This is a genomic window from Stenotrophomonas rhizophila, assembly GCF_000661955.1.
GTDB lineage: Bacteria > Pseudomonadota > Gammaproteobacteria > Xanthomonadales > Xanthomonadaceae > Stenotrophomonas > Stenotrophomonas rhizophila.
The window spans coordinates 2,406,304-2,431,037 of sequence record NZ_CP007597.1 but is presented as its reverse complement, the minus strand read 5'-3'; the positions used below and the strand labels follow the sequence as shown (position 1 = coordinate 2,431,037).

Below are 24,734 nucleotides of genomic sequence, written 5' to 3'. Positions count from 1 at the left end.
GGGGGGATTACCCGGGGTCGTGCAAGAACCGTTCCGTGACGTCAGGCCGGGCCGCTGCGTGCGCGCGAGACCTGCACCTGGTCGGACTGCGTCGCGGTGGCGATGGTCTCCTTCAAGGGCACCTCACCCACGCCCAGGGCCCGTTCGATCACCAGCGCGGTACCTTGCCCGTGCAGCAGCGCCTGCAGCCGGCCGAACTCACCGCACCACAGGGTTTCGATGTCGCGGTCGCGAGCGCGGTCGCGGTCGGTCGCCAGGGCCACGGCCCGGACCTGCAGGCGCCCGCCGTCTGCACGGCCGCCCACCTCAACGCCATAGCCAGGGGTGGCAGCTTTCTTTAGAACGACCGCGCCAGTGTCCTGCCATGCGGTGGCCATGCCTTCGCGCACCTCGTAGCCGAGGCTGGCCAGCCCGTCGAGCACGGCCTGGCGCCGGGAAACTGCCGCCAGCGCCTGCTGGTGGCTGGCAAGGGCGGTGTCGCACTGCAGGGTGAGCTCGGTCAGCAGCGGCAGCGCGGTGTCGGTACTGCAGGCGGCCACCCGGGTCAGCAACGGCGCATGCTCGGTAGGGTCCACGGCAGCCAGCCTGCTGGCCACATCCTGCAGCTGTTCCAGCTGCGTGCGGCGCTGGGCGAACGCGGCCGAGGCGGCGGCCAGGTCCAGTACCAGGCTGTCCAGCAGAAGGTTGCGCCGTTGCGGGGCGGTTTCCTGCTCGGCCTTGTGCAGCGCCTCCAGGTAGGGTGCAGCGACTGCCGCGCCCTGCAGCAACTGCAGTTCGGCGATATGGCGGTCCACGCGCAGCAGGCGCGCCTCGCGCTCGGGGTCGGCGGGCTGCCGGGCGGCCCAGTCGGCCAGCGTGGGGGTGGGCGTGGCGGTCTGCAATGCGGCGGCCAACGCGCGCTGGTCATCACTCAGCGTTGCCTGCGCGTCCGGCGGCGACAGGAGCGCGAAGGCACGGGCCAGCACCGCCTCCGCGTCAGTACCGGGGTGACCGTCGGCCAGTGCCTGCAGCGACTGCAGCAGGCCGGCGTCTGCATCAACGGATCGGTCCTGCAGGGTGTTGAGCACGGCGGCGGCGTTGTCGCGCAGCCGCCGCTGCTGCTGGCGGCCTGCGGCAGCGCGGTCGATGGCGCGCGCCTCGCGGTCGCGGGTGTCGGCCTGCAGGAAGGCCGTTTCGGCCTCGATCAGCAGCGCATACCGCGTGTTGTCGCTGTCCGCCAACAGCGCCTGCAGCGCCTGGCGGCGTGCCATTACCGCGGCCACCGCCGATGCGTCGCTCTCGCCCACGCGCTCACACTGGGCCTGCCAGCGCGCCACCGCCTGGTCCAGCCGGTGCAGCATCGCTTCACGCAGGGCCAGCAGTTCTTCGGCAGTCACGATGCGGACGACTTTGGGACCACTCATGGCAGGGTTTCCGGTTGTGCGGGGACAGGCGGGGGCGGCACCGGGGCGGGGGCCATGGCCGCGTCGATGGCCAGCCGCAGCCGTGCCCGTTCGGCCTCGCCGTCGTGGTACCAGGCATGCGAGGACACCCGGTGGATGCCGCCGATGGCGCGGCGCAGGACCGAGGGCCGCCAGATTTCACGGGCGCGGGCATGCGCCAGCAGCGGGTGGCTGGGCGCGTCGCACTCGATGCCGATGGCGAAGTTGCCGGTGTCGGGATGTTCGATGGCGAAGTCCAGCCCGAATGCGTCACCTTCACTGGCGGCCGCGGCGTCCCATCCCAGCGACTGCAGGTAGGCGCCAACGATCTGCGTGAAGCCGTCGGCGGGCGCCGCGTGGGTGCGGTTGGCCACGCTGCGATCGGTCTGCAGGCGATCCAGCAGCCGCGCGCTGCCGTCGAACTCGCCGGCACACAGGGCGCGGGCGTACTCCAGGTACCCCTGCAGGTAGTCACGCGGGCTGGCCGGGGCGCGCTGGGTGTTGAACAGGTCGGAGATGTCGGCGATCGGCATCGAGGTGATCATCACCACCCGTTGCCGGGCGCGGGTGACGGCCACGTTGAGGCGGCGCTCGCCGCCGGTCTGGCCGAGTACGCCGAAGTTGCGCCGGAAGGTGCCCTGCGCGTTGCGGCCGAAGGTGGAGGAGAACACGATGATGTCGCGCTCGTCACCCTGCACGTTTTCCACGTTCTTGACGAAGACCGCCATGTCCTCGCCGTCTTCGCTGCGCTCGCGTTCCTCGGCGAACGCGGCACGGAAGGCGGCATCCTGCCCGGCGCGCTGCTCCAGGTGCTCTTCGATCAGCTCGGCCTGCTTGCGGTTGAAGGTGACCACGCCCACCGAGGGGCGGGCGGCATAGGGGTGCTGCCACAACTGGGCGAGGTACTCCACCACCCGTGCCGCTTCGGCAGGGTTGCTCTGGTGCTGGTACACACCGTCGACCTGGATCAGTTCCAGTGGCTTGATCCGCGCGATGCTGCTGCGCGGATGGCGCACCGGCACGTTGAGCCGGTTGCCGTAGAAGGCTGCGTTGGAGAAGCCGATCAGTTCGCGGTATGCCGAGCGGTAGTGGATCTGCAGCGTGGTGCTGGGCAGGGCATTGCGGGCCAGCTGCAGCAGGTCCGGGCAATCCTTGATCTCGCGCCGGTTCCAGGTTTCCTCGAAGGCGTCGCGCTGCTCGGCATCGACCTCGGCATCGGGCTCGTCGCCATCGAAGACCTCGGCTTCATCGCTTTCCACCCGGCTGGAGAAGAAGGCAGTGGGCGGCATCTGCTTCTCATCCCCGCTGACGACCGTGACCCGGCCACGGAACAGCGTGGGCAGGGCGAACTCGACCGGCATCTGCGAGGCTTCGTCGTAGATCACCGTGTCGAACAGCCCTGCCTGCAGTGGCAGCACGCGGCTGGCCACGTCCGGGTTCATCAGCCAGATCGGGCGCAGGTGCATCAGGCCCAGTTCGCTGCCCAGCTCGATGAACTCGCGCAGGCGGCGCGAACGGCGCCCGGTCAGCCGGGTTACGTCTTCCCACTGCTTGCGGTTGCCCAACTGCTGCAGGTCGATGTGGGTGCCCAGCATCTGACGGTTGAGCCGGCGCATCTGCTGGTCGGCAGCGGCCAGGCTGGCGACCTTGGCCTGGGTTTCATCCTGGCCGAACTGCAGCGCCGGGATCGCCTGCTCCATGCGGTGCTTCCAGCCCAGCCGTGCTTCGCGATGCAGCAGGCGGCGCACGGCCGGCTCCAGCGCGTCGCTGGGAAGGGCATCCAGCTGCGGTTGCAGCTGGCGCAGCAGTGCCAGCAGGTCCAGGTCTGCGGCCGACAGCTGCCCGGCGCGCCCGCGGAAGGCCTGGTAGGCGGCCAGATGGGGCAGGGCATCCTGCAGGTGCTGCAGCACCTGGGCATTGCTCTGGTTGTGGGCGATGGCCGCGGCCAATGCGTCGGTCAGCGTCTGCTCCAGCCAGTCGGCCAGCAAGCCGAGCTGCTGCGCGCTGGCATGGCGGGCGGCATGCCGCGCCAGCGAGGCATCCAGGTCCTGCAGCAGTGCCTCCAGGTGCGCGCGGTCGCCCGCCAGGGCAGCGTCATCGGCCTGCTGGGGACGTGGCGACTGTGCCAGCGCCTGGGCCAGTGCCTGTACGTCCAGCAGTTGGCGCCCGCTGGCGCGTGCCATCGGGCCCAGCGCCATGCCGGTCTGTTGGCCAACCGGGTCCAGCGCCAGCTGCTGGTGCAGGCCGGCCAGTTCGCTGCGCAGCGGGCGCAAGCGTGCTTCCAGCGTCGCGGCGGCCAGCAGTGCTGCGGCGCCGGCTTCGCCCGTCGCGTGGGACTGCTCCTGCAGGACACGGTTCACCCGTCGCCGGCGCAGCAGGTGCAGCGGGTTGAGGCGGGCCAGCAGGCCGCGTGCGCCCAGGACGCGCGCGGCGTCGCGCTGCAGCTGCGCCAGCGTGCGCTCGTCGACGCCGGTGAGGGCCGGCGACAGCGTGCTGGAGAAGGCGTCGAGGTCGAGCGCCGCCACGGCGTGCTCGATCTGGTGCAGCCGGTCCAGCGCGATGTCGCCCTGGCTTGGCTGGCCCGCGCGTGCGGTGCGGAACAGCGGCAGCCAGCGCGCCAGCCGGATCCGTTGTGCGTCGTCCAGGCCGAGCAGGGTCGCCACGTGCGCCGACTTCCACGCCTGGTGCGGAGCGGGATCGTCCAGCTCGAAGCTGGCCGGGTGTGCCAGCAGGATCGCCTGCCGGTGCTGTTCGGCCGCAGTGAAGGCCTGCAGGGCGGCAACGAACGCGGCGAGGGTGTCCGCGTCGGCCGCGAAGGGACGCAACTGCACCAGCGGGCTGCCTTCGTAACGCGCCGGCAGCCACAACCGGATCAACGGCGCACACGCTTCCTCGCGCTGCACCAGGGTGGGCAGGTCCAGTGCCAGCAGCCGTTGGCGCAGGGCCGGCAGAACCAGCGGGGGCGTGCCGGTGTCCAGCGCGATCAGTTCGCCGAGCAGGCGCCGGTAGCTCAGCCCGGTGGCGTCGTCGATCTGGTGCAGGCTGTGCTGGTGGCGGTCCAGTTCGCCTTCCAGCGCCTCGATCCGCGCGGCCACCTGCTGGCGCTGCTGCTGCCAGGCCGATTGCGTGGCGCCGGCGGTGAACAGGGCGTCGAGCTGCTCGCGGATGCTGCGGATGACCGGTTCGCGGTCGCGGTTGACGTCGTTGAGCATCACCACGCGCTGGCCCAGCCCTTCGGCGACCAGGCGCTTGTGCACCACTTCCAATGCAGCGTGCTTCTGGCAGACGATCAGCAGGCTGCGTTGCCGGCCGATCGCGTCGGCCACCATGTTCACGATGGTCTGGCTCTTGCCAGTGCCGGGTGGGCCTTCGATCAACAGGCCCGGCCCCTGCCGTGCCTGCAGCACCGCCGCTTCCTGCGAGGGATCGCTGGCCACGGTGAAGTAGCGCTGCAGCTCTGGCGCGGCAGGCGGCGGGGGGCTGTCGGCGTCGGTCGGCGGCGCCAGCCGCAACGCGGTTTCAAGACCGGTGCCGGACGGTGACAGAACCTTGAGCTGGCGCAGGTCTTCGCCGATGGCCTGGCCCATGAACGTGACATGGAAAAGCACCGCGGCGCAGTCCAGTTCGTCTTGGTAAGGGGCCACCTCCACGCTGCTGGGGGGCAGGCCCACCAGGCTGCGCGAGCGGATCGTGGCCAGCATCCCGAAGGCATCCATCACATCGGCGGCCCGGATCGCCGAGCGCCCCAGCAGTTCGTCGGCGGTGCTGCGCCAGCGCTTGCAGGTTTCGGTGCCCAGCACGCTTTCAAGGGCAGGGTTGAGCCGCACTTCCTCGCGTTCGCCATCGAAGGCCAGCCCGACCTGGCCGCGCGTGCCCGGTTCCAGCAGCAGCGTGACCGGCCACAGCAGCAGCGGAATGATCCGGGTGCGCGACGTGCCGCGCGGATCGCGGCTGAGCAGGAACGGAAAGCCCAGATACAGCCCGTCGATGCCGGTGTCGCGCTTGTACAGCGCGCTCTGCCGTGCCAGCGCCATCAGGCGGGGCTCCAGCTGCGGGGTGCGCTGGAACGATTCGGGGTCCAGCTGGACGGCGCGCGCGTTGCGCTGCAACAGGTGATCGAGCAGTGCGGCGGCGGGGCGCCGGGTGCTGTCTACTTCGTGCATGTCCACGCGTGCGGTGGTCTTGCCGATGCTCATGCGCACCAGCGGCCCGCGCATCACCGCGGTGACGACCTTCTTTTCGAAGAAGTCCAGGATCTGCGAGACGTACTGCTGCTTCTGGGGCTGCAGCCAGCGGCTGGCGGGCACGGCCAGCACCACCAGGGCGCGCGCCAGCGGCATGCGCCGCTCCAGCCGGAACTGTTCGGCCCAGCCATCCACCACGGGCAGGCCGGAACGGGCGAAGCCCAGGATGCGCGCGTCCACGCTGCGATACAGCTCGGTACGCGGGTGCAGCAGCAGGGCCGCGGCTGCGTCGTTGTCGAAGGCCTCGAGACCGGCGCTGGCGGCCAGCGTGGCGGCCTCGGCGAGGATGGCCTCGGCGCTGCGGAACTGGCCGATCTCCGCGCTCAGCAACACGATCAGGTCTTCTTCGGCCACCACCCTGCGCTCGGCCAGCGACAGCAGCCCGGGATGCGCGGTGTCAGGTAGCAGGCGCTGGCGTTCCTGCCATTGCGAGGCCAGCTTGGCCCGCGAGGTGGACAGCAGGTAGACGCGCAGGGATTCTTCGACCAGGGCGATGTGCTGGTGAAGCGCGCGCTGGCGCACGCTTTCCTCGCGCCGCTTGAGCCTGCACAGCCAGTTGTCGGTCTGCAGGTGTTCCAGCAGGTCCGGCACCGACCCGCTGACCAGCCGGTAGCCCTCCAGCGGGTGCTCAAGCAACCAGCCTGGCGTGACGATGTCGCCACGATGGATCAACGGCATTTCCGGGTTGAGCACCTTCAACGCCAGCATCAGCCGGAAATCGTCCTCGATGCCTTCGTGGCGCGCGATCTGGCGCAGCCCGGCGATGCGGGTGGCGGGCAGGCCGACCTGCTCGGCCCAGGTGACGATCCCCCCGCGCAGCAGATGGTCCAGGGCCTGGTCCCAGCCGTCGGCCTGGGCGGCGGCCAGCGCGAACACCGCGGGGCGATGGTAGCGGCGCGTGCCCAGCGGCAGGCTTGCGCCGTCGCCCTCATCCTGCGCGTGTTGCGCCGCCGGCGGCGCTGGTACGGCAATGCCGGCCAGCCAGTCGGCCACCTGCGGCCATTGCCAGCGCTGGTGGCGGTCGCGGGCCAGCAGCCCACGCAGCAGCAGCGCCAGCTCCGGGTCCAGCGTATCCGGGATCGGAACACCATTGGCCAGCACGTGGATCAGGAACGCGTTGGGATGGATGCCGTCGAAGCAGGCGCCGTCGGTGAGCTGTTCGAGGAGGATCATGCCCAGGCTCCACCAGTCCGACGCCGCCGCCACGCCACCGGCGATCGCCTCGGGCGCCATGTAGCGGCTGATCTCCAGGGGCGAGACGATGTCCAGGTCGAACTCGGACAACCGCGCCGAACCGAACCCGCTGATCACCAGATCCAGCGGCGTGCGGGCCCGTACCAGCAGGCTGGCCGGGCGCAGGTCGCGGTGGCGCAGCCCGGCTTCGTTGAACGCATGCAGCGCCTGCCCCAGTTCGCTGACGATATGGCGGACCGCATCGCGGTCGCCGATCACGCTGCCCAGCTCGGCCAGGGTGCCACCGGTGAGCATTTCCACGACTTCAAAGGCCCGGTCATCCCAGCGCCCGGTGGCGATGATCTCCGGCACGTGCGCGCGGGGCAGGCGGCGGATCACATCGTAGATGGCCGGGTCGGGTTCGGCACCGGGGCGGTACAGGGTGAGCACGGCCTGCACCGCCGTGGCGGTGTGTTCGGCCTGGTAGCGGTCACGCACGCCGTCGGTGCTGCTGATCTGGCGCAGCAGGCGCCAGCCATCGATGACCGTTTCGCTGCTGTCGGCGGCCGGGGGCGGCAGCTCTGCCGCCGCCGTCGCGTCCGCTGCGCTGGCGCCACAGTGCAGGCACATCAGGTCGCCGGGCGTCATCGGGTGGCCGTTGTCGCAGACCACGTCCGCTGCGGCGGCGCCGACCGTCGAGGCCTGCACCGCTGCCTGGGTGACCACACTCTGCGGCCGCCAGCCAGCGGGGTGGATCGGCTCGCCGGCCAGATCCCAGCCGCACGCGTGCGCGTCAACAAGGCCTTCGCAGAACATCTCGGCCAACGCGCGTTCGGTGTGGCAATTGGGGCAAAAACGAATCATGGACTTACTCGGCTGGACGACGCGATGAAGTGTGTGCGCTGGTCTGCACCTGGTGGCCCTGCGCGCGCAGCAGCTCGCGCAGGCGCAGCAGGTCGCCGCGGCGGGGGATGCCGGCCATCCAGACGGTGCCGGTGGCGTCGAACATCAGGTCAAGTGCCTTGTCGGCCGGCGTGCTGGTGCGCGCCAGGCCGGCCAGGCGCGACCGACCGAGCGCGGTGAGCAGGGTGAGGCGTTGGTTGTCGCTGCCACGCAGCGCCAGCGACTGGGCTGCATGTTCAAGGTAGGGGTCGCTGATCACCGCGTCGATCAGGTCGCGCGCCTGGTCGAGCATGGGCTGCAGCGTTTCCAGCGGGTGCCCGCTGTACACCAGGATGTCCGCGGCGGTGCGTTGGCGCAGCCCCACCAGCATCTGCAGCAGCGCATCGAACTGGTCGAACGGCTCGCCGCCGGAAATCGTGATGCCGTCGGCTTGGTGCAGCCACGGCGCCACCTGCTCGAGCAGCGTGGCCACGTCGACGACCGTGCGCCCCGGCCCCCAGGTGTCGGCCGAAATGCAGCCGCTGCAGCGGATGCTGCAGCCCTGGAACCAGATGCCCAGGCGCTGCCCCGGCCCCAGCGTGGTCACCGGGAAATGCACGCGTGACAACTGCAGTGGACGGTTCAACCGCGCGCCAGGTCGAGGACGTTGGCGTCCACCGCAACGATGGTGAACTGCTGGCCGGGCTGCGCGTCCTGGTCGAACAGGGCACGCGCCAGCGGGTTGAGCAGGTGCGCCTCGAGCTGGTTGCGGATGCCGCGCCCGCCGTTGGACAGGTCCTTCAGGCAGAGCGACCGCAACGCATCGCGGGCCGACGCGGCCAGGGTCACGTGCAACTGCTGGGCCTGCAGGTCGGCCAGGGTTGCGTCGACCATCTGGTCGAAGATCTGCACGGCGACCTCCTCGCGGATGAAATCGAACACGATGATGTTCTCGCCGATCCGGTTGAGGATCTCCGGCCGGTTCAGGACCAGCTTGAAGTGCCGGTCGATTTCGTCGTGCACCTTGCTCTGCACCTGCTCGAAGGGCTCGCCGGGCAACACGTTCGCTACGCGCTCGCCATGCTCGCCCTGGCGGTAGATGCCCAGGTTGGAGGTGAACACGATCAGCGCTTCGGAGAAATACACGCGGTCGCCACGCCCGGACGTGAGCACGCCGTCGTCGAGGATCTGCAGGAACTTGTCGAGGATGCGCGGATGGGCCTTCTCGATCTCATCGAACAGGACCACGCTGAACGGTTTCTCGCGGATGGCGTTGGTCAGTTCGCCGCCCACGTCGTAGCCGACGTAGCCGGGCGGGGCGCCGATCAGCCGCTGGTCGGCATGCTCGGCGCTGAACTCGGACATGTCGAACCGGATGTAGGCGCTTTCGTCGCCGAACAGCAGGCTGGTGACGGTTTTGGCCAGCTCGGTCTTGCCCACGCCGGTCGGGCCGGCCAGGAATGCCACGCCGCGCGGCCGGTTGCCCTTGCGGCTTGCACCCACGCCGGTCATGGCGCGCTTGACGATGTCCAGCATGTGGGTCACCGCATGGTGCTGGCCCTTGACCCGCTGGTGGACGAACGCATCGCCCAGGCGGATGCGCTGCCGGTCGATGCGCAGCCACGGGTCTTCGGTGACGCCGACCTTGTAGCGGCGCACGGCGTCGCCGATCTGGTCCACCGCCACGCCTTCGACCCGGGCCAGCTGGGCGATGGCACTGAGGTCCAGCAACAGCAGCCCCTCGGTGCTCTGCACGAAGGCGTCCACCGCCTGCGCGGTAGCCTCGGCGCTGGCGTCCTGGGCACCGGCCAGTCCCTTGAGCAGGGCCGGGGCCAGTGCGCGCCGGGTGAGCTGGTCCGGCTTGGCCACCGGAACGTGGCGGATGCGCGGGTTGCCGACCAGCAGCCAGTCGGGCAGGTCACCTTCCTTCTCCACCACCCAGAGCACCGTGTTGAAGAACGGCTTGCGCTGCACGCCGCCCGGTCGGCTGCGTGCCTGGTGGGAGAGCACCAGGGCCTGGGTGAACAGCTGGTGTTCGGCCGCGCTGAGGGCATCGCTGCGCACTGCCAGGCGCGAGGCGAAATCGATGATCAATGCCACCGGCTCGCCCTGGCGGACGACCAACCGTTGGAGCGTGGCACTGAGCAGGTCGATACCGGCAGGCGCGGCCCCGTCCACTGGGGTCAGTCCCAGCGATTGCAGCAGGGCGATGCCGCTGGCGGGATCGGTGCCGGGGCGTTCCAGGGCGCGGAAACCGGCCAACGGGTCCCAGCCCAGCACCTGCGCGTAGCCTTGATCGAGCAGGGTGTTGCACAGGGTCTGGTTGAAGCTCTGCGCGGTTACCGTGCCCGGCGCCACTTCGGCTGCCTGCAGGTCGCGGATGTTCCCGGAGAGCACGAACTGGCTCTTCAAGGGAAGGAAACGAACAAGATCGCGCTGCCAGCGCGGACCTTCAAACACATTCTTCCCTGACATCCTGCTGCCTGTTGTTCCCATGATATGGGCAGGGTATTGCGCGCAGCCGTCAATTTCCAGCGCGTGCCGCTAGCCCGCCGCCGCGCCCGGCCGTGCCTGCGCCTTCCATCCGGCGGCCATCTCCACCCGTGGGCGCGGGTGGTCGTGCAGCTGCATGAAGCGTTCCGGGTCCACCGGGCGCCCCAGCAGGTAGCCCTGCAGGTAGTCGCAGCCCAGCCGCTCCAGGTACGCACGCTGGCCGGTGGTTTCCACGCCTTCGGCCACGATGTCCATGTCCAGCGCGTGGCCCAGCGCGACGATCGCCGACACAATCACCACGTCTTCCGAGCTGGTCTCCAGGTCGCGCACGAAGGCGTGGTCGATCTTGATCTCGGTGGCGGGCAGGCGCTTGAGATACAACAGGCTCGAATAGCCGGTGCCGAAGTCGTCGATGGAAATGCCCACGCCCAGGCTGGCCATGCCCTGCAACAGGGTGAGGCTGGCCTCGGTGTCGCGCATGACGGTGCTTTCGGTGATCTCCAGCACCAGCCGCCGCGGCTCCAGCCGATGGGTACGAAGCGCGTCGCGCACCTCCTGCAGCAGGTGCGGCGAGCTGAACTGGATCGGCGACAGGTTCACCGACACCGTCCAGCTTTCGTGACCGGCGTCCTGCCACTGGCGCAGCTGGCGGCAGGCCTCGCCCAGCGCCCAGCGCCCGATCTCGTTGATGACGCCGCTGCGCTCGGCCAGCCGGATGAACCGGTCCGGTGGAATCAGGCCCTGCTGCGGGTGGCGCCAGCGGATCAAGGCCTCGGCGCCACTGACCCCCTGGCCGGCCACCCGGATCTTGGGCTGGTAGTGCAGGAACAGCTGGTCGGTGCCGATCGCCCGGCGCAGGTCGGCCAGCAGCTGGAATTGTTGCTCGGCGCTGTCGTTCATCCAGTCGGAGAACACCGCGTAGGCGTTGCGGCCGGCTTCCTTGGCCTGGTACATCGCCGCGTCGGCAAAGCCCATCAACTGGCGCTCGCTGGCGGCGTGGTCCGGGCAGATCGCGATGCCGATGCTGGCGGTGACCTGCAGTTCGTGGTCGGGCAGCAGCGGGCCGCCGCCGACCGCCTGCAGGATGCGGCTGGCCAGCGTGGCGATGTCTTCGTCGTTGTCGATCCGCACCACCAGCACGAATTCGTCGCCGCCCAGCCGTGCCAGCACGTCCGAAGGGCGCAGTAGCTGGCGGGTGCGCTCGGCCACGGCCACCAGCAGCGCGTCGCCGGTCTGGTGGCCGTAGGCGTCGTTGACCTGCTTGAACCCGTCCAGGTCCATGAACATCACCGCGAAGCGGCTGCCGCGCTGCTCGGCCTCGGCCAGGGCCTGCTCGATGCGTTGTTGCAGCAGCAGCCGGTTCGGCAGGCGGGTCAGGGGATCATGCAGGGCGGCCTGGGTGAGTTCGGCCTGGGCGACGTCCAGCGAACTGCGCAGCGTGTCGTTGCGCAGCCGCAGCAGCTGCGCCTGCATGCGCTGGTCCAGCCAGGACACGATCAGCACCACGGCCAGGATCGCCGTGGTGAGCACCAGCACCAGTGCGGCCAGCCACTGCGCCTGCAGGCCATCGCCGGCGGCCGCGCCGCAGATGCTGTCGGCCGGGAAGCGTGCGGCGGCCATGCCGGTGTAGTGCATGCCGACGATGGCGCTGCCCAGCAGCACGGCCGGCATCAGCCGGTGGCGCATGCGGCGCTGGCTGTGGCGCAGCCGGAAGGCAACGAACAGCGCGGTCCACGAGGCCGCCAGTGCGATCAGCAGCGACGCGGTGACCCAGCCGGGGTGGTAATCGATGCCGGGCTGCATGCGCATCGCCGCCATGCCCAGGTAGTGCATCGAGGCGATGCCGCTGCCCATCAGCAGGGCGCCCAGCGCCAGTCGCGAGTGCGGCAGGGTGGGGCGCGACACCAGCCACAAAGCGAAGATCGAGGAGGCCATCGCGGCCAGCAGCGACACCGCGGTCCAGCCCAGGTCGTAGCCCAGTGGAATGGGCAGGCGGAAGGCGAGCATGCCGATGAAGTGCATCGACCAGATGCCCAGCCCCATCGCGCAGCCACCGCCGAACAGCCACAAGGTGCTCAACCGCGCGCTGGGCGCGGTGGTGATCCGATTTGCCATGTCCAGCGCGGTGAACGACGCGAGCATGGCGACCAGCAGCGAAACCACGACCAACCACGGTGTGTAGCTGCCGTCGAGCATCGATGACTCTCCTTGGTCCGCGCATCTGCAATGGCGTTGGGCATGCAGGCCGCACGTGCCTTTCCCCGGCGTGTGCGGCTCCCGGCCCCGGACTGCGGGCGGTGACTACAGCCTACCGCCAACGATGGGGGGGATAGCAAGTGTCCGCGCACACTTTTTCGTGAGGACGGAGTGAATCAGCGGGTCACGCCATCGGCGGCCTGGAAGGCAGCATCGAACAGGCGTTGCACGGGCGGCCCCATTTCGCCGGCCAGGACGGTCAGCAGGAACAGGCCCAGCAGCAGGGCCACCGGCAGGCCCAGCTGGATGGGATTCAACGCGGGCGCGGCGCGGGCCAGCACGCCGAAGGCCAGGTTGATCGCCAGCATCGCCACGGTGAGCGGCAGCGCCAGACCAAGCGCACCGCGGAACACCTGCAGGGCAAAGGTCGGTGCGGCGCTGAGGAAGGTGTCGATGTTGGGCAGCGCGGCGCCGATCGGGACCGCCTTGTAACTGTCCATCAGCAGCGAGATCAAGGCCAGGTGGCCGTTGGTGCTGAAGAACAGCAGGCCGAACAGCAGGTAGAACCACTGGCCGATGACGCCGGAACTGCCGCCGCGCAGCGGGTCGCTCATCTGTGCGAAGGCCAGGCCCGTGCCTTGGGCGACCAGCTCGCCAGCCATGGCGCCGGCTTCGAACACCAGCCGCAGCAGGAAGCCGATCGAGACGCCGATAGCCAGCTCGCGGGCGATGCTCAACACAGTGGCGGCGTCGAACCCGGTCCACTGGGGCACCGGCGGCAGCAGCGGCGACAGCGCCACGGCCAGCGCACCGGCCAGCACCACGCGCACCCGCGACGGCACCGCGCGGGTGCCGATCAAGGGCATCGCCATCAGCATGGCGCCGATGCGCAGCATGGTCCACAGGATGGTGCCGATCATGCCGAAGGCCTGCAGGCCGTCGGCAGCCATCTGGGTGGCGGAATCCATGGCCTGCTACCCGATGAGGTGCGGGATGCGCTGGAACAGCAGCGTGGTGTACTCCACCAGCTGGCCGATCAGCAGGCTGCCCAGCGCGAACAGCACCGCGGTGAGCGCCGCGGCCTTGGCCACGAAGGCGATGGTGGGCTCGTTGAGCTGGGTGGCGGCCTGCACCACGCCCACCACCACGCCGACGATCAACACGGTGAGCAGCAGCGGGCCGGCCACCCACAGCACCACGATCAGGCCGCCACGCAGTTCGGTCAACGCAAGTTCGGGCGTCATGTCACTGCACCGCGTTGAAGCTGGCGGCCAGGGTGCCGACCACCAGGACCCAGCCGTCGACCAGCACGAACAGCAGGATCTTGAACGGTGCCGACACCAGCATCGGCGACAGCATCATCATGCCCATCGACATCAGCACGCTGGCCACGACCAGGTCGATGATCACGAACGGGATGAAGATCAGGAAGCCGATTTCGAAGGCGGTCTTCAGTTCGCTGGTGACGAACGAGGCCACCAGCACCGGGAACGGAATCGCATCCGGACCGGAATAGGTGCCGTGCCCGGCCATGCCGGCGAAGGTCATCAGGTCGGTTTCGCGGATCTGCGCCAGCATGAAGGCGCGCAGCGGCTGGGTGGTGAGCGTCCAGGCGGTCTGGAAGTCGATCTCGCCGTTGAGGTAGGGCGCCATGCCGCTGCCCCAGGCCTTCTGCCACACCGGCAGCATCACCATCGCGGTGAGGAACAGGGCCAGGCCCAGCAGCACCTGGTTGGACGGGGTCTGGCCGGTGCCCAGCGCCTGGCGCAGCAGGCCCAGCACGATGATGATGCGGGTGAAGGCGGTCAGTACCAGCAGCATCGACGGGATCAGGGTGATCGCGGTCATCAGCAGCAGGGTCTGCAGCGGCAGGCTGACCGGCTGGCCGCCGATCTTGCCGACATTCACGTCCGGCAGCGCCGGGGTGCCAGGCAGGCCGGGGGCGGCCATCGCCAGCGCCGGCAGCGCACACAACAGCAGGAGCAGCAGCAACGGCAGGTAACGGGTCCAGGAGGCGTTCGGGCCACGCATGATCAGGGTTCCTTGCGCAGCCGCTGTTGCAGCAGCTGGGCGAAATTCGGGAGGTTCTTGAGCGTCGGGAGGTTCTTCAGGTCCGGCAGGCGCGCCGGGGCCGGCGTCGGCAGCGGTTCGGGCAGGTGGTGCAGGGTGTTGATGCCGCCGGCGGTGACGCCCAGCAGCAACTGCTCACCGTTGACCTCCACCACCACCACGCGCTCCTTGGCGCCCACGTTGAGGCTGGCCACCACGCGCATGCCTTCGGCCGGGCGGAAGCCGCTGCCGGGCATGCGCTTGAGCAGCCAGCCCAGGCCGATGATCAGCGCCAGCACCGCCAGCAGCGCCAGCACCGCACCGAACATGCTCGGTGCGGCGGCCGCGTGCTGGCCGACCTTGGCCGCCGGGGTACCGGCGGCGATGAGCAGCGATGCGATCAACGCAGTCTCCGGATCCGTTCGCTGGGGCTGACCACGTCGGTCAGGCGCACGCCGAAACGATCGTTGATGACCACCACTTCGCCATGCGCGATCAGCGTGCCGTTGACGAACACGTCCAGCGATTCGCCGGCACCGCGTTCCAGTTCCACCACCGAGCCCTGGTTGAGCTGCAGCAGGTTCCGGATCGGCAGGCGCGCGCGGCCCACTTCCAGCGACAGCGTCACCGGCACATCGAGGATGACATCCAGGTTCAGTTCGGGCCCCAGGCTGTCATCGGACTGCAGCGTGGTGAACTGTGCCGGTGCCGGTTCGTTGGTTTCGATATCGTTCATTGCGGGTCTTCCTGGATAACGGGAACGCGTGGGCGGGTGCCCGGGGGATGGGTGGCGATGATCTTCACTGCGTTGCTGCCATTGGCGACGCCGAACTCGCCGGTGAACACCGGAATGTTCTCCACGCACACCGGCACCTGCGGCTGCAGGTCGATCGGCAGGATGTCGCCGACCTTCAGCCCGGTCAGTTCGCGCAGCGTCATGCGCTTGCTGGCCAGTACGCTGGACAGGGTGACCTCGGCGATGTTGAGCTGTTCGCGCAGCATCACGCCCCAGCTGGCATCGCGGTCGTTGCGGTCGCTCTGGATGCCGGCATCGAGCAGTTCGCGGATCGGTTCGAGCATCGAGTAGGGCAGGGTGACGTGGATGTCACCGCCACCGCCATCGAGCTCGACGTGCAGGCGGCAGACCACCACGTACTCGCGCGGGGTCACGATGTTGGCGAAGTGCGGGTTGATCTCGGAGTTGATGTACTCCAGCTCCACGTCCATCACCGGGGCCCACGCTTCCTGCAGGTCGGCGAAGGTCTGCTTGAGCAGCAGGTGGATCACGCGCATTTCGGTGGCGGTGAACTCGCGGCCTTCGATGCGGGTGGGGTAGCGCCCGTCACCGCCGAAGAAGTTGTCCACGATCGCGAACACCAGCGTCGGCTCGAACACGATCAGCCCGGTGCCGCGCAGCGGCTTGAAGCGGATCAGGTTGAGGTTGGTGGGCACGTACAGCGAGTGCATGTAGTCGTTGAACTTGATCAGCTCGATGCCGCGCACCGACAGCTCGGCCGAGCGACGGATCAGGTTGAACAAGCCGATCCGCCACAGGCGCGCGAAGCGTTCGTTGACCATCTCCAGGGTCGGCATGCGCCCACGGATGATGCGGTCCTGGCTGGCAAAGTCGTAGCTGCGGGCTTCGCCGGGCGTTGCCGCGTCCACATCGGTTTCGACCGCACCCGAATCCACGCCGTGCAACAGCGCATCGATCTCGTCCTGGGAAAGCAGGTCATTCATGGTGTGCCCTTACTGGGTGACGAAGCTGGTGAACAGCAGTTCGTCGGCGCCCTTGGAGCCGGTTTCGGCCTTGAGCAGCTTCTGCACTTCGGCCAGCGAGTCGGCCTGCAGGCGTTCCTTGCCGGCGCGGTCGGCGATCTGGGTGGGCTCGACCTGCGAGAACAGCATCAGCAGCTTGGCGCGGATGGCCGGGGCGTGCAGCTTGATCGCCTCCAGCGCGGCCGGGTCGCGGGTCATCAGCTGGACTTCCACCTGCAGGTAGCGCGGGCCGTCGAAGCTGCTGTTGAGGTTGACCACGAACGGCGGCTCCAGCCCGAAGTACTGCGCCGGTGCGGGCATGGCCTTGCTGGCGGCCGGCTTGGCGGCCTTGCTGTCGTGCTGGGACGACGTGGCGAAGTACCACGCACCGCCACCGGCGGCGCCAGCGGCGAGCACGGCCACCAGGGCGGTGATCAACAACGGACTACGCGGCTTGGCAGCCTTGTCCTTGTCGGCGGATTTCTTGGTTTTGTCGGCGGCTGCGGCCACGAGGGGAAGCTCCATTGGATTGCTTCCTGGCTACATGCAAAGGCCGTGCCTGAATGCCGGGGCAGGCCGGCGTCGGGTTTCTGGCGGGGGGCGGACGGCAACGCGCTGGCGAGCGGTGACGGTAGTGCCGGCCGCTGGCCGGCTCCACGCACACCCGTCGCCCCCAGGTAGTGCCGGCCGCTGGCCGGCTCCACGCATACCCGTGATCCCCCGGTAGTGCCGGCCGCTGGCCGGCTTCACGCACACCCGGGATCCCCAAGTAGTGCCGGCCGCTGGCCGGCTCCACGCACACCCGTGATCCCCAGGTAGTGCCGGCCGCTGGCCGGCTCCACGCACACCCGTGATTTCCAGGTAGTGCCGGCCGCTGGCCGGCTCCACGCATACCCGTGATTTCCTGAGGAGCCGGCCAGCGGCCGGCACTACCGTGTGCGTGCAGGAGCCGGCCAGCGGCCGGCACTACCGGGTGCGTGCAGTGCGTAAACCGGCCCGTGGCCGGCATTTACAGGGGCTGCCTACGCGTACGCGTCAACCAACCCGCGCTGGCGCATCAACTGCGCCGGCGAGACGGTGATGTCGGCCAGCGTCGGTTCGCCGTCGCCGCCGGTCGCGCCGGGCTGCCCGTTACCGTCCTGGCCGCCCTGCGCGGTGTGCTGCTGGCCCACATCGGCGTTGCCGAGCTGGAAGCCCTGCTCGCCGAGCATCTCGCGCAGGCGGGGCAGGCTGGTTTCGAGCGCGTGGCGGACCTCGGCATGGGCGCTGCTGAAGCTGGCGTGCACCTTGTCACCGTCAATCTGCAGGCGCACTTCGATCTGGCCCAGGTCATGCGGGGTCACCCGGATCACCGCATGGCCGATCTTCTGGTCGGCCAACCAGCCGATGCGGGCGCTCATGGCATCGCCGAAGTCATCGGCGCCCACGTCCGGGGTGGCGGTCGGGCTGCCGGTGAATGCCGCCGTGACGGCACTGGTCTTCAGCTCGGCCGCGGCGTGCAGCGCGTGCAGCAGCGGGGTGGCCGGGGCATCACCGCTGTCGGCGCCGGCCAGGGCGTCGGTGACGGCCTTGAGCAGTGCCGGGTCGTCGGCCACCGTGGCATCGGCGGGCAACACCAGCGCGGCGGCCGGTTCGCTGGCGGTAGCGGCACCTGCCGCGGCGGCAGTCAACGGCAGCGCCGGGGCGGGCAGCGGGGCGGCAGTGGCCAGCAGCGGGTCGGCATCGGTCGCCGCAGGGGCGGCCGGTTGCAGCGCGGGCGGCAGGTGCGGCGGGGTGCCGGCCAGGGCCAGCCCGGCCAGGCCGAGCGGTGGCCACGGCGCGGGCTCGGTGTCGTCCGCGCTGTCCTGGGCCGCCGGTTTGGCGGCGGCGGTGCTTTCGGTAGTGCCCGCGTCGGCCGCGGCCTCGCTGGATGCGTCGCTGCCCGGGCGCTTGGGCGCATCGGCAGTGGCGGGGGTGTTCGGTTCGTTCCCGGGTTTGGCCGACCCGTCGGCAGTGCCCGCGTTGCCGGCCTTGCCGGCGAGGCGTGCGGGCGCCTTGGCGGTGCTGGCGCCGTCGCCGTTGAGCAGGGCGTCAAAGTCCCGGCGGGTATCGCCGGACGACGCGTCGCTGCGCGGGGATGTACCGGTGGCCTTGGCAGCGCCCGTGGACGCAGTGCCCTGAAGTGCGGGAGGCATCACGGCGTGCCTCCGGTGTCGGTGTCTTCGCGCTGCGCCTGGCGGCTGCGGCGCGCGCCGAGGTCGTCCATCTCGCGCTGGTCGCGACGGTCGGTGACCACCTTCTCCTGTGCGCGGTAGCTGGCGGCCAGCTGTTCAAGCACCGCCTTGTCGCGGCTGGCCAAGATCAGGCGGGCGCGTTCGGCCTCGACCTTTTCCCGGTTGTGGTCCACGGTCTGGCGCTGCTGCGCCACCGCACTGTCCAGGCGGTCCAGGAATGCGCGCCGGTTGAGCAGCTGGGCCGGGCTGGTGGCCGCCATCTGCGCGTTGGCGTACTCGTCGGCGTAACGGCGCAGCTCGTCCAGGCGCGACAGGTGGGTGTCGAGCGTGCGCTGGCGTTCGGCCAGGTCACGGGCAACCTCGTCTTCGTGGTCCTGGGCCCGCTTGAGCAGGGGATCGAAACGCTTGGACTGGATCATGGCTTAGCTCTCAGGTTCCACCAGGCGCTTGAGTGCGGCCTGGCTGTGCGGCAGGTCGGCGGCCTTGCCGACGTCCTGGCCGAGGAATTCGGCGATGTCCGACCAGCGCTCCAGCGCTTCGTCGGTGGCCGGATCGTTACCGCGCTGGTAGGCGCCGATCGCGATCAGGTCGCGGTTGGACGAGTACGCCGAGACCAGGCGCTTGAGCTTGCGGATGCGCAGGCGCCAGGGTTCGTCGGCAATTTCGGTGACCACGCGGCTGACCGACGATTCCACGTCGATGGCCGGGTACAGGCCGCTGTCGGCCACCCGGCGCGACAGCAGGATATGGCCGTCGAGAATGGCGCGGGCGGCGTCGGCGATCGGATCCTGCGGATCGTCGCCTTCGGTCAGCACGGTGTAGAAGGCGGTGATCGACCCCCGGCCCTTGGCGCCGTTGCCGGCGCGTTCCACCAGGGCCGGCAGCTTGGCAAACACCGATGGCGGGTAGCCGCGGGTGGTGGGCGGCTCGCCCACCGACAGGCCGATCTCACGCTGGGCCTGCGCGAAGCGGGTCAGCGAGTCCATCAGCAGCAGTACGTTCAGGCCCTGGTCGCGGAACCATTCGGCAATGGCGGTGGCGCGGTAGGCGCCGTGCAGGCGGGCCAGCGGCGGGCGGTCGGCCGGGCTGGCCACTACCACGGCGCGGCGCAGGCCTTCTTCGCCGAGGGTGCTTTCAACGAAATCGCGCACTTCGCGGCCACGTTCACCGATCAGGCCCACCACGATCACGTCGGCGGCGGTGTAGCGGGTCATCATGCCGAGCAGGGTGGATTTACCCACGCCCGAACCGGCAAACAGGCCGACACGCTGGCCACGGCCGATCGGCAGCAGCGCGTTGATCGCGCGCACGCCCACGTCCAGCGGCTGGGTGATCGGCTCGCGGGCAAGCGGGTTGATCGACACCCCGGCCATGCTCACGGTGCCTTCGGCGCGGATCGGGCCTTTGCCGTCCAGCGGCACGCCATCGCTGTCGATGACCCGGCCGAGCAGGCCTTCGCCCACTTCCACGCCGCCGCGGCCCAGGACCGGCACCACCCGCGCGTTGGGCAGCAGGCCATGCAGTTCGGCGCTGGGCATCAGGTAGGTGCGCTCGCCGGCAAAGCCGACCACTTCGGCATCCACCCAGCCGCCGTCGGCGACTTCCACCTTGCAGCTGGCGCCCATCGGCGATTCGCAGCCGACCGCTTCCAATGTAAGCCCGACCGCACGGCGCAGCACGCCTTCGCGGATCAGGCCGCGGCCGTGGTTGCCGTCGGGCTGGATGCTGTCCAGGCGCGCGGCCAGGCGCAGGTTGCGCGCGGGCGCCCACTCGGCGGCCGGGACGGGCAGGGGTTCGGTGTTCATGCACTGGCTCCGGATTTGCGCAGCACCGCATCCAGCGCGCCACGCAGGCGGGCTTCCAGGGTGCCGTCGATGCGCACCGCTTCGGCGTGCACGCGCAGGTCGCCGCGGCTCAGGCTGACGTCGGGGGTGAGGCGCTGGGTGGGCGACAGCTGCAGCAGCGGGGTGAGCGCGGCGATGTCGTCAGGGTGCAGGCGCACCTCAACCTCGCGGTTGGCGCCGCCGACCGCGTCGACGGCCTCGCCCACCAGCTGCGCGAGCAGCGCCGGGTCGGCCTGGTACGCACGGCCGACCAGAGTGCCGGCGATGCGGACGGCCAGTTCGCCCAGCGCGGCCACCACTTCATTCTCCAGACGCACCAGCGGCCGGCTGAAGTTGTCCAGGATGCCTTCGATCTGCGCGACCAGGCGGCGCACCTCGGCCTGGCCCTGGGCCTGGCCGTCGGCATGGCCGCGGTCGAAGCCGTCTTTTTCGGCGGCGTCCTGGATCTGCTGGATTTCCTCCAGCGTGGGCAGCTGCAGCAGCGGTTCCGGTTCGTGCTCCGGATCCGGTTCGGTGAGCTCGAAACTCTCCTCCACCGGTGCCGGTTCGGGCACCGCCAGCAGGTCCGGGGCAAGCCAGCGCACGGCGTTGTTCACAGCATCGCCTCCGCGTTGCCGCCAATGGTGACGGTGCCTTCATCGGCCATGCGCTTGACGATGGCCAGGATCTCGCGCTGCGCCACTTCCACGTCGGACAGGCGCACCGGACCGCGTGCTTCCATGTCTTCGAGCAGGATCTCGGCGGCGCGCTGGGACATGTTGCGGGTGATCTTGTCGCGCACCTTGATGTCGGCGCCGCGCAGGGCCAGGCCCAGGCGCTCGCCGCTGACTTCGCGCAGCACCAGCTGCAGTTCGCGGTCGTCCAGGTCCACCAGGTCGTCGAACACGAACATCAGGTCCTGGATGCGCCCGCTCAGCGGGGCATCGATGCGGGCGATCTCGCCCAGGATCGCCTGGTCCTGGCCGCTGTCCATGAAGTTCAGGATGTTGGCCGCGCACTGCACGCCGCCGATGTTGGACGACTTCAGGTTCTGGTTGCCGGCGAACTGGCGCTCCATGATTTCGTTGAGCTCGTTCAGCGCGTTCGGCGGAATGCCGTCCAGGGTGGCGATGCGCAGCAGCACGTCCACCCGGGTACGTTCGGGCAGCAGCTTGAGCGCGTCGGCGGCCTGGTCGGTTTCCAGGTGGGCCATCACGATGGCGATGATCTGCGGATGCTCGTTGCGGACCAGGTCGGCCACCGCACGCGGGTCCATCCACTTCAGCGCGTCCAGGCCGGTGGTGTTGCGACCGAGCAGGATGCGGTCGATCAGGTTGCCGGCCTTCTCGCTGCCCAGCGCCTGCACCAGCATGTTGCGGATGTAGTCGTCCGAGCCCACGCCCAGCGAGGTCTTGGAGCCCAGTTCGGAACTGAACTGGTCCATCACCCCTTCCACCTGGGCACGGGTGATGTCGGTCATGGTGGCCATGGCGATGCCGATCTTCTGCACCTCCTTGGGTTCCATGTGGCGCAGCACTTCGGCCGCGTCCAGTTCACCCAGCGACAGCAGCAGGACGGCGGCGCGTTGTACGCCGCTCAGCGGCGCAGTGGTGGCGTCAGTCATTGGCCACCCAGCCCTTGACCACCTGGGCCACGCGCTTGGAATCGGTCTTTACAGCTTCACGCGCCATGCGCAGTCGTTCCTCGTAGGAGTCCACCGGCAATGCCAGGGTTTCATGTCCGGCCGCGTTCAGGCGTTCGCTGCCCAGCGCGGGCAGGCCTTCGCCATCGTCGACCAGCTGTACGTCGGCACTGTGCGGTTCCAGTGCCTCGTCGCTGTCTTTCTTGTTCTGGCCGGTGATCGAGCGCAGCGCCGGGCGCAGCACGCCGAACACCAGCGCCAGCACCACGATCGCGCCGAGCAGCAGACGCAATGCGTCCTGCACCTGCGGCAGCTCCCACCACTTGGGCCCTTCGACCGGGGTGACTTCACGCACGAACGGGGCATTCATCACCGACACCGTGTCGCCTCGTTCGGCATCGAAGCCGACCGCCTGCTTGACCAGGGCTTCGACGCGGGTCAGTTCGGCCGCCGACAGTGCCTGCTCGGTGGTCTTGCCGTTGGCGCCGGCACGCGGCACGTTGTCCACCAGCACCGCCACCGACACGCGCTTGATGCGGCCCGCCGGCTGGCGGGTGTGCTGCAGGGTACGGTCCAGCTCGTAGTTGCGGGTGGCGTTCTTCGAGGTTTCGGTCGGGGCGGCGGCGGTGGCCGGCGCGGCGGCCGGGCCGGGCGGGGTGTTGCTGGCTGCACCGGGCACGCCCTGCGGGCCGGGCACGTTGCTGCTGTTCTCGCTCATCTGCTCGCTGCGCAGCTTCTGCGGCTCGCCGTTGTACAGCTCACGGGCTTCCTCGATGACCGAGAAGTCCATGTCCACGCTGGTTTCCGGATTGACCCGGCCCGGGCCGGTCATCGGTTCCAGCAGTTCGCGGATGCGCTGGTTGAACGAAGTTTCCTGGCGGCGCACCTGTTCGAACTGCGCGGCGTTCATCGCCGCATCGCTGTTGGGATCGGACACGCTCAGCATGCGCCCGCTCTGGTCGACCACGGTCACGCGCTCGGGGGCCAGGTCGGGAATGCTGGCGGCCACCATGTGCACGATGGCATCGATCTGGCCGCGTTCCAGCTGCTGGCCACCGCGCAGTTCCAGCACCACCGAGGCACTGGCCACGTCACGCTGGCGGGTGAAGGCGCTGGGCTTGGGAATGGCCAGGTGCACGCGCGAATCGCGCACCGGGCGCAGCGTGTTGATGGTGCGCGACAGCTCGGTTTCCAGCGAATGCTGGTAGCGGGCGTTTTCCATGAACTGGCTGACGCCGAAGCCCGGATCACGCTCCATCAGCTCGAAGCCGAGCCTGCCGCTGTCGGTCAGGCCCGAGCCGGCCAGCTTCAGGCGGGCGTCGTGCAGGTTCTTTTCCGGCACGGTGATGCCACCGGTGGCCGGGTCCAGTTCGAACGGAATCTGCGCGGTGCGCAGCAGGTCGGTGGCTTCGGCGGTGGCCTTCTGGTCCAGGCCGGTGTACAGCGGCACCATGCCCGGCTTCTGCGACCAGAAGAACACGAACAGACCTGCCGCCACGGCCACGGCGATCATCGCCATCAGTCCGAGCCGACGGGTGATCTGCAGGCTTTGCAGCCGGTCGAACCACTGCCCAGCCTTTTCGGTGTTCAGCGATTCTTTGGAGAGCGACAGGGCCATGCGTTTCTATCCTTACAGCGGCATGTTCATCACGTCCTGGTAAGCCTGGACGAGACGGTTACGGACTTCCACGGTGGCGCGGAAGGCGATCTGGGACTGCTGCGAGGCGACCATTACCTTGGCAAGGTCGGCACCGGGTTCACCCAGTTCGAAGGCCTTGGCCAATGCGCCGGACTTCTGCTGGGCATCGTTGACGCCGGCAATGGCGCCGCGCAGGGTTTCGGTGAAGCTCGGACCCTGCACTTCCTGGGGGGAGACAAGGCCCTGGATGGCATTGTTCTTCGGCGCCTCCGTCAGCGGGCTGACGGCGGACTGCCCCATCTGGGTCTGGAAGGAGCGGATCTGGGAAAGGACGGAGGTGACGGAGTGCGACATCTGGAACGTTCCGAAGCTGGGATGGGGTTTCGGGTGAATACGTTGCAAGTGGCGTGCCGAAACCGTTTACCGGTTCAGTTTTGTTGGTGGCACAAGGGCTTGCGCCTTCACGCGGCGAGGGCGGGTGGGGCGGCCGGTCGCGTTGCGCGACGGAATGTTGCTGCGGCGGTTTGACGCGGCGCGCGTGTCGGGGCGCCGGCGTCGGAAAACCGGCGGGGTGTTGTGCAGCCACCCATGGGGTGGCTCTACCGGGTGGGGTATGGGTTGTGCAGCCACCCATGGGGTGGCTCTACCGGGCGGTGTGCCTGCTGTGCGGCCACCCATTGGGCGGTATCGGGGGTAGAGCCACCCCATGGGTGGCTGCTCTTCTGTGGCTGCTCTTCTAGGGCGTCAGCGTCCAGCGGCCGCTGTTCTGGCGGCGGGCCGGGGCGATCGGGCCGGTGTGCTGGGTAAAGACGAACATGCCCTCGCTGTCGGTCAGGCAGGTGAGCAGCAGGGTGTAGGCGGCGGTGCCGCCCGGGAAGGCTTCGCGCATCCGGATTTCACCGAGGTGCGGGGCATGGCGCTGGTATCGGTAGCTACCCTGCACGCGCACCGGGGTGCCAAGGATGTCGAGCACGTACTGGTTGGCCGCGAAGTTCACCTGCACCATTCGCCCAGCGTTGGGGTTGTCGGGGCGATAGAGCGGATCGCTGATATTGATGAACTGGCGCGCGTCGAGCGTGGTCGGCAGGGTGCAGGCCGGGGTGGCCAGGGAGGTGGTGGGCAGCAGGGCCAGGAAGAGCAGCACGGGGAACAGGCGCATCGGAAGACCTCCACGGGGATGTGCCTTTGATGCTAGTCAGTG

General features: G+C 69.2%; 20 protein-coding genes. All 20 read right to left on the bottom strand.

The features are described from left to right. Window positions 1–41: 41 nt before the first annotated feature. Window positions 42–1,403 (bottom strand): hypothetical protein, encoded by a 1,362-nt coding sequence (locus DX03_RS10365; RefSeq protein ID WP_038688497.1) that lies wholly within the window; start codon window positions 1,401–1,403, stop codon window positions 42–44. Continuing rightward, entirely contained in the window at window positions 1,400–7,702 is a 6,303-nt protein-coding gene (locus DX03_RS10360; protein ID WP_038688495.1) for an AAA domain-containing protein, read from the bottom strand. The genes DX03_RS10365 and DX03_RS10360 overlap by 4 nt, the downstream gene beginning before the upstream one ends. Window positions 7,703–7,706: 4 nt before the next feature. Then, on the bottom strand, window positions 7,707–8,366 hold the full coding sequence (locus DX03_RS10355) for a 4Fe-4S cluster-binding domain-containing protein (RefSeq protein ID WP_038688493.1): 660 nt from the start codon (window positions 8,364–8,366) through the stop codon (window positions 7,707–7,709). Then, complete coding sequence (locus DX03_RS10350; protein ID WP_051598827.1) at window positions 8,363–10,195, bottom strand: AAA family ATPase; 1,833 nt, start codon at window positions 10,193–10,195, stop codon at window positions 8,363–8,365. The genes DX03_RS10355 and DX03_RS10350 overlap by 4 nt, the downstream gene beginning before the upstream one ends. 69 nt (window positions 10,196–10,264) lie before the next feature. Then, window positions 10,265–12,409: a putative bifunctional diguanylate cyclase/phosphodiesterase gene (locus tag DX03_RS10345; protein WP_038688489.1), complete on the bottom strand. Its 2,145-nt coding sequence runs from the start codon at window positions 12,407–12,409 to the stop codon at window positions 10,265–10,267. A 176-nt stretch (window positions 12,410–12,585) separates the two neighbouring features. Beyond that, on the bottom strand, window positions 12,586–13,377 hold the full coding sequence (gene fliR, locus DX03_RS10340) for a flagellar biosynthetic protein FliR (protein ID WP_038688488.1): 792 nt from the start codon (window positions 13,375–13,377) through the stop codon (window positions 12,586–12,588). Between the two features lie 6 nt (window positions 13,378–13,383). After that, window positions 13,384–13,653: a flagellar biosynthetic protein FliQ gene (locus DX03_RS10335; protein WP_038688486.1), complete on the bottom strand. Its 270-nt coding sequence runs from the start codon at window positions 13,651–13,653 to the stop codon at window positions 13,384–13,386. A 1-nt stretch (window position 13,654) separates the two neighbouring features. Continuing rightward, window positions 13,655–14,440, bottom strand: coding sequence for a flagellar type III secretion system pore protein FliP (fliP, locus tag DX03_RS10330; protein ID WP_038688484.1), 786 nt, complete (start codon window positions 14,438–14,440; stop codon window positions 13,655–13,657). A gap of 2 nt (window positions 14,441–14,442) precedes the next feature. Beyond that, window positions 14,443–14,859: a flagellar biosynthetic protein FliO gene (fliO, locus tag DX03_RS10325; protein WP_038692232.1), complete on the bottom strand. Its 417-nt coding sequence runs from the start codon at window positions 14,857–14,859 to the stop codon at window positions 14,443–14,445. Next, window positions 14,859–15,194 carry a flagellar motor switch protein FliN gene (fliN, locus tag DX03_RS10320; protein WP_038688482.1) on the bottom strand — a complete coding sequence of 112 codons (336 nt, stop codon included), beginning with the start codon at window positions 15,192–15,194 and terminating at the stop codon, window positions 14,859–14,861. The genes fliO and fliN overlap by 1 nt, the downstream gene beginning before the upstream one ends. Further along, window positions 15,191–16,198 carry a flagellar motor switch protein FliM gene (fliM, locus tag DX03_RS10315; protein WP_038688480.1) on the bottom strand — a complete coding sequence of 336 codons (1,008 nt, stop codon included), beginning with the start codon at window positions 16,196–16,198 and terminating at the stop codon, window positions 15,191–15,193. Before fliM ends, fliN begins: the two co-directional genes overlap by 4 nt. A gap of 9 nt (window positions 16,199–16,207) precedes the next feature. Then, entirely contained in the window at window positions 16,208–16,741 is a 534-nt protein-coding gene (locus DX03_RS10310; protein ID WP_181393996.1) for a flagellar basal body-associated FliL family protein, read from the bottom strand. A gap of 497 nt (window positions 16,742–17,238) precedes the next feature. Beyond that, window positions 17,239–18,390, bottom strand: a complete 1,152-nt coding sequence (locus DX03_RS10305) for a flagellar hook-length control protein FliK (protein WP_038688478.1) — start codon at window positions 18,388–18,390, stop codon at window positions 17,239–17,241. Beyond that, window positions 18,390–18,848: a flagellar export protein FliJ gene (gene fliJ / locus DX03_RS10300; RefSeq protein ID WP_038688476.1), complete on the bottom strand. Its 459-nt coding sequence runs from the start codon at window positions 18,846–18,848 to the stop codon at window positions 18,390–18,392. The genes DX03_RS10305 and fliJ overlap by 1 nt, the downstream gene beginning before the upstream one ends. Window positions 18,849–18,851: 3 nt before the next feature. Further along, window positions 18,852–20,234: a FliI/YscN family ATPase gene (locus DX03_RS10295; RefSeq protein ID WP_038688474.1), complete on the bottom strand. Its 1,383-nt coding sequence runs from the start codon at window positions 20,232–20,234 to the stop codon at window positions 18,852–18,854. Next, on the bottom strand, window positions 20,231–20,869 hold the full coding sequence (locus DX03_RS10290) for a FliH/SctL family protein (protein WP_038688472.1): 639 nt from the start codon (window positions 20,867–20,869) through the stop codon (window positions 20,231–20,233). The genes DX03_RS10295 and DX03_RS10290 overlap by 4 nt, the downstream gene beginning before the upstream one ends. Further along, window positions 20,866–21,852 carry a flagellar motor switch protein FliG gene (fliG, locus tag DX03_RS10285; RefSeq protein WP_038692227.1) on the bottom strand — a complete coding sequence of 329 codons (987 nt, stop codon included), beginning with the start codon at window positions 21,850–21,852 and terminating at the stop codon, window positions 20,866–20,868. Before fliG ends, DX03_RS10290 begins: the two co-directional genes overlap by 4 nt. A gap of 16 nt (window positions 21,853–21,868) precedes the next feature. Continuing rightward, window positions 21,869–23,512, bottom strand: a complete 1,644-nt coding sequence (gene fliF / locus DX03_RS10280) for a flagellar basal-body MS-ring/collar protein FliF (RefSeq protein ID WP_038688470.1) — start codon at window positions 23,510–23,512, stop codon at window positions 21,869–21,871. A gap of 12 nt (window positions 23,513–23,524) precedes the next feature. Continuing rightward, window positions 23,525–23,887: a flagellar hook-basal body complex protein FliE gene (gene fliE, locus DX03_RS10275; protein WP_038688468.1), complete on the bottom strand. Its 363-nt coding sequence runs from the start codon at window positions 23,885–23,887 to the stop codon at window positions 23,525–23,527. A gap of 382 nt (window positions 23,888–24,269) precedes the next feature. Beyond that, window positions 24,270–24,692, bottom strand: a complete 423-nt coding sequence (locus DX03_RS10270) for a hypothetical protein (protein ID WP_038688466.1) — start codon at window positions 24,690–24,692, stop codon at window positions 24,270–24,272. Between the last annotated feature and the right edge of the window lie 42 nt (window positions 24,693–24,734).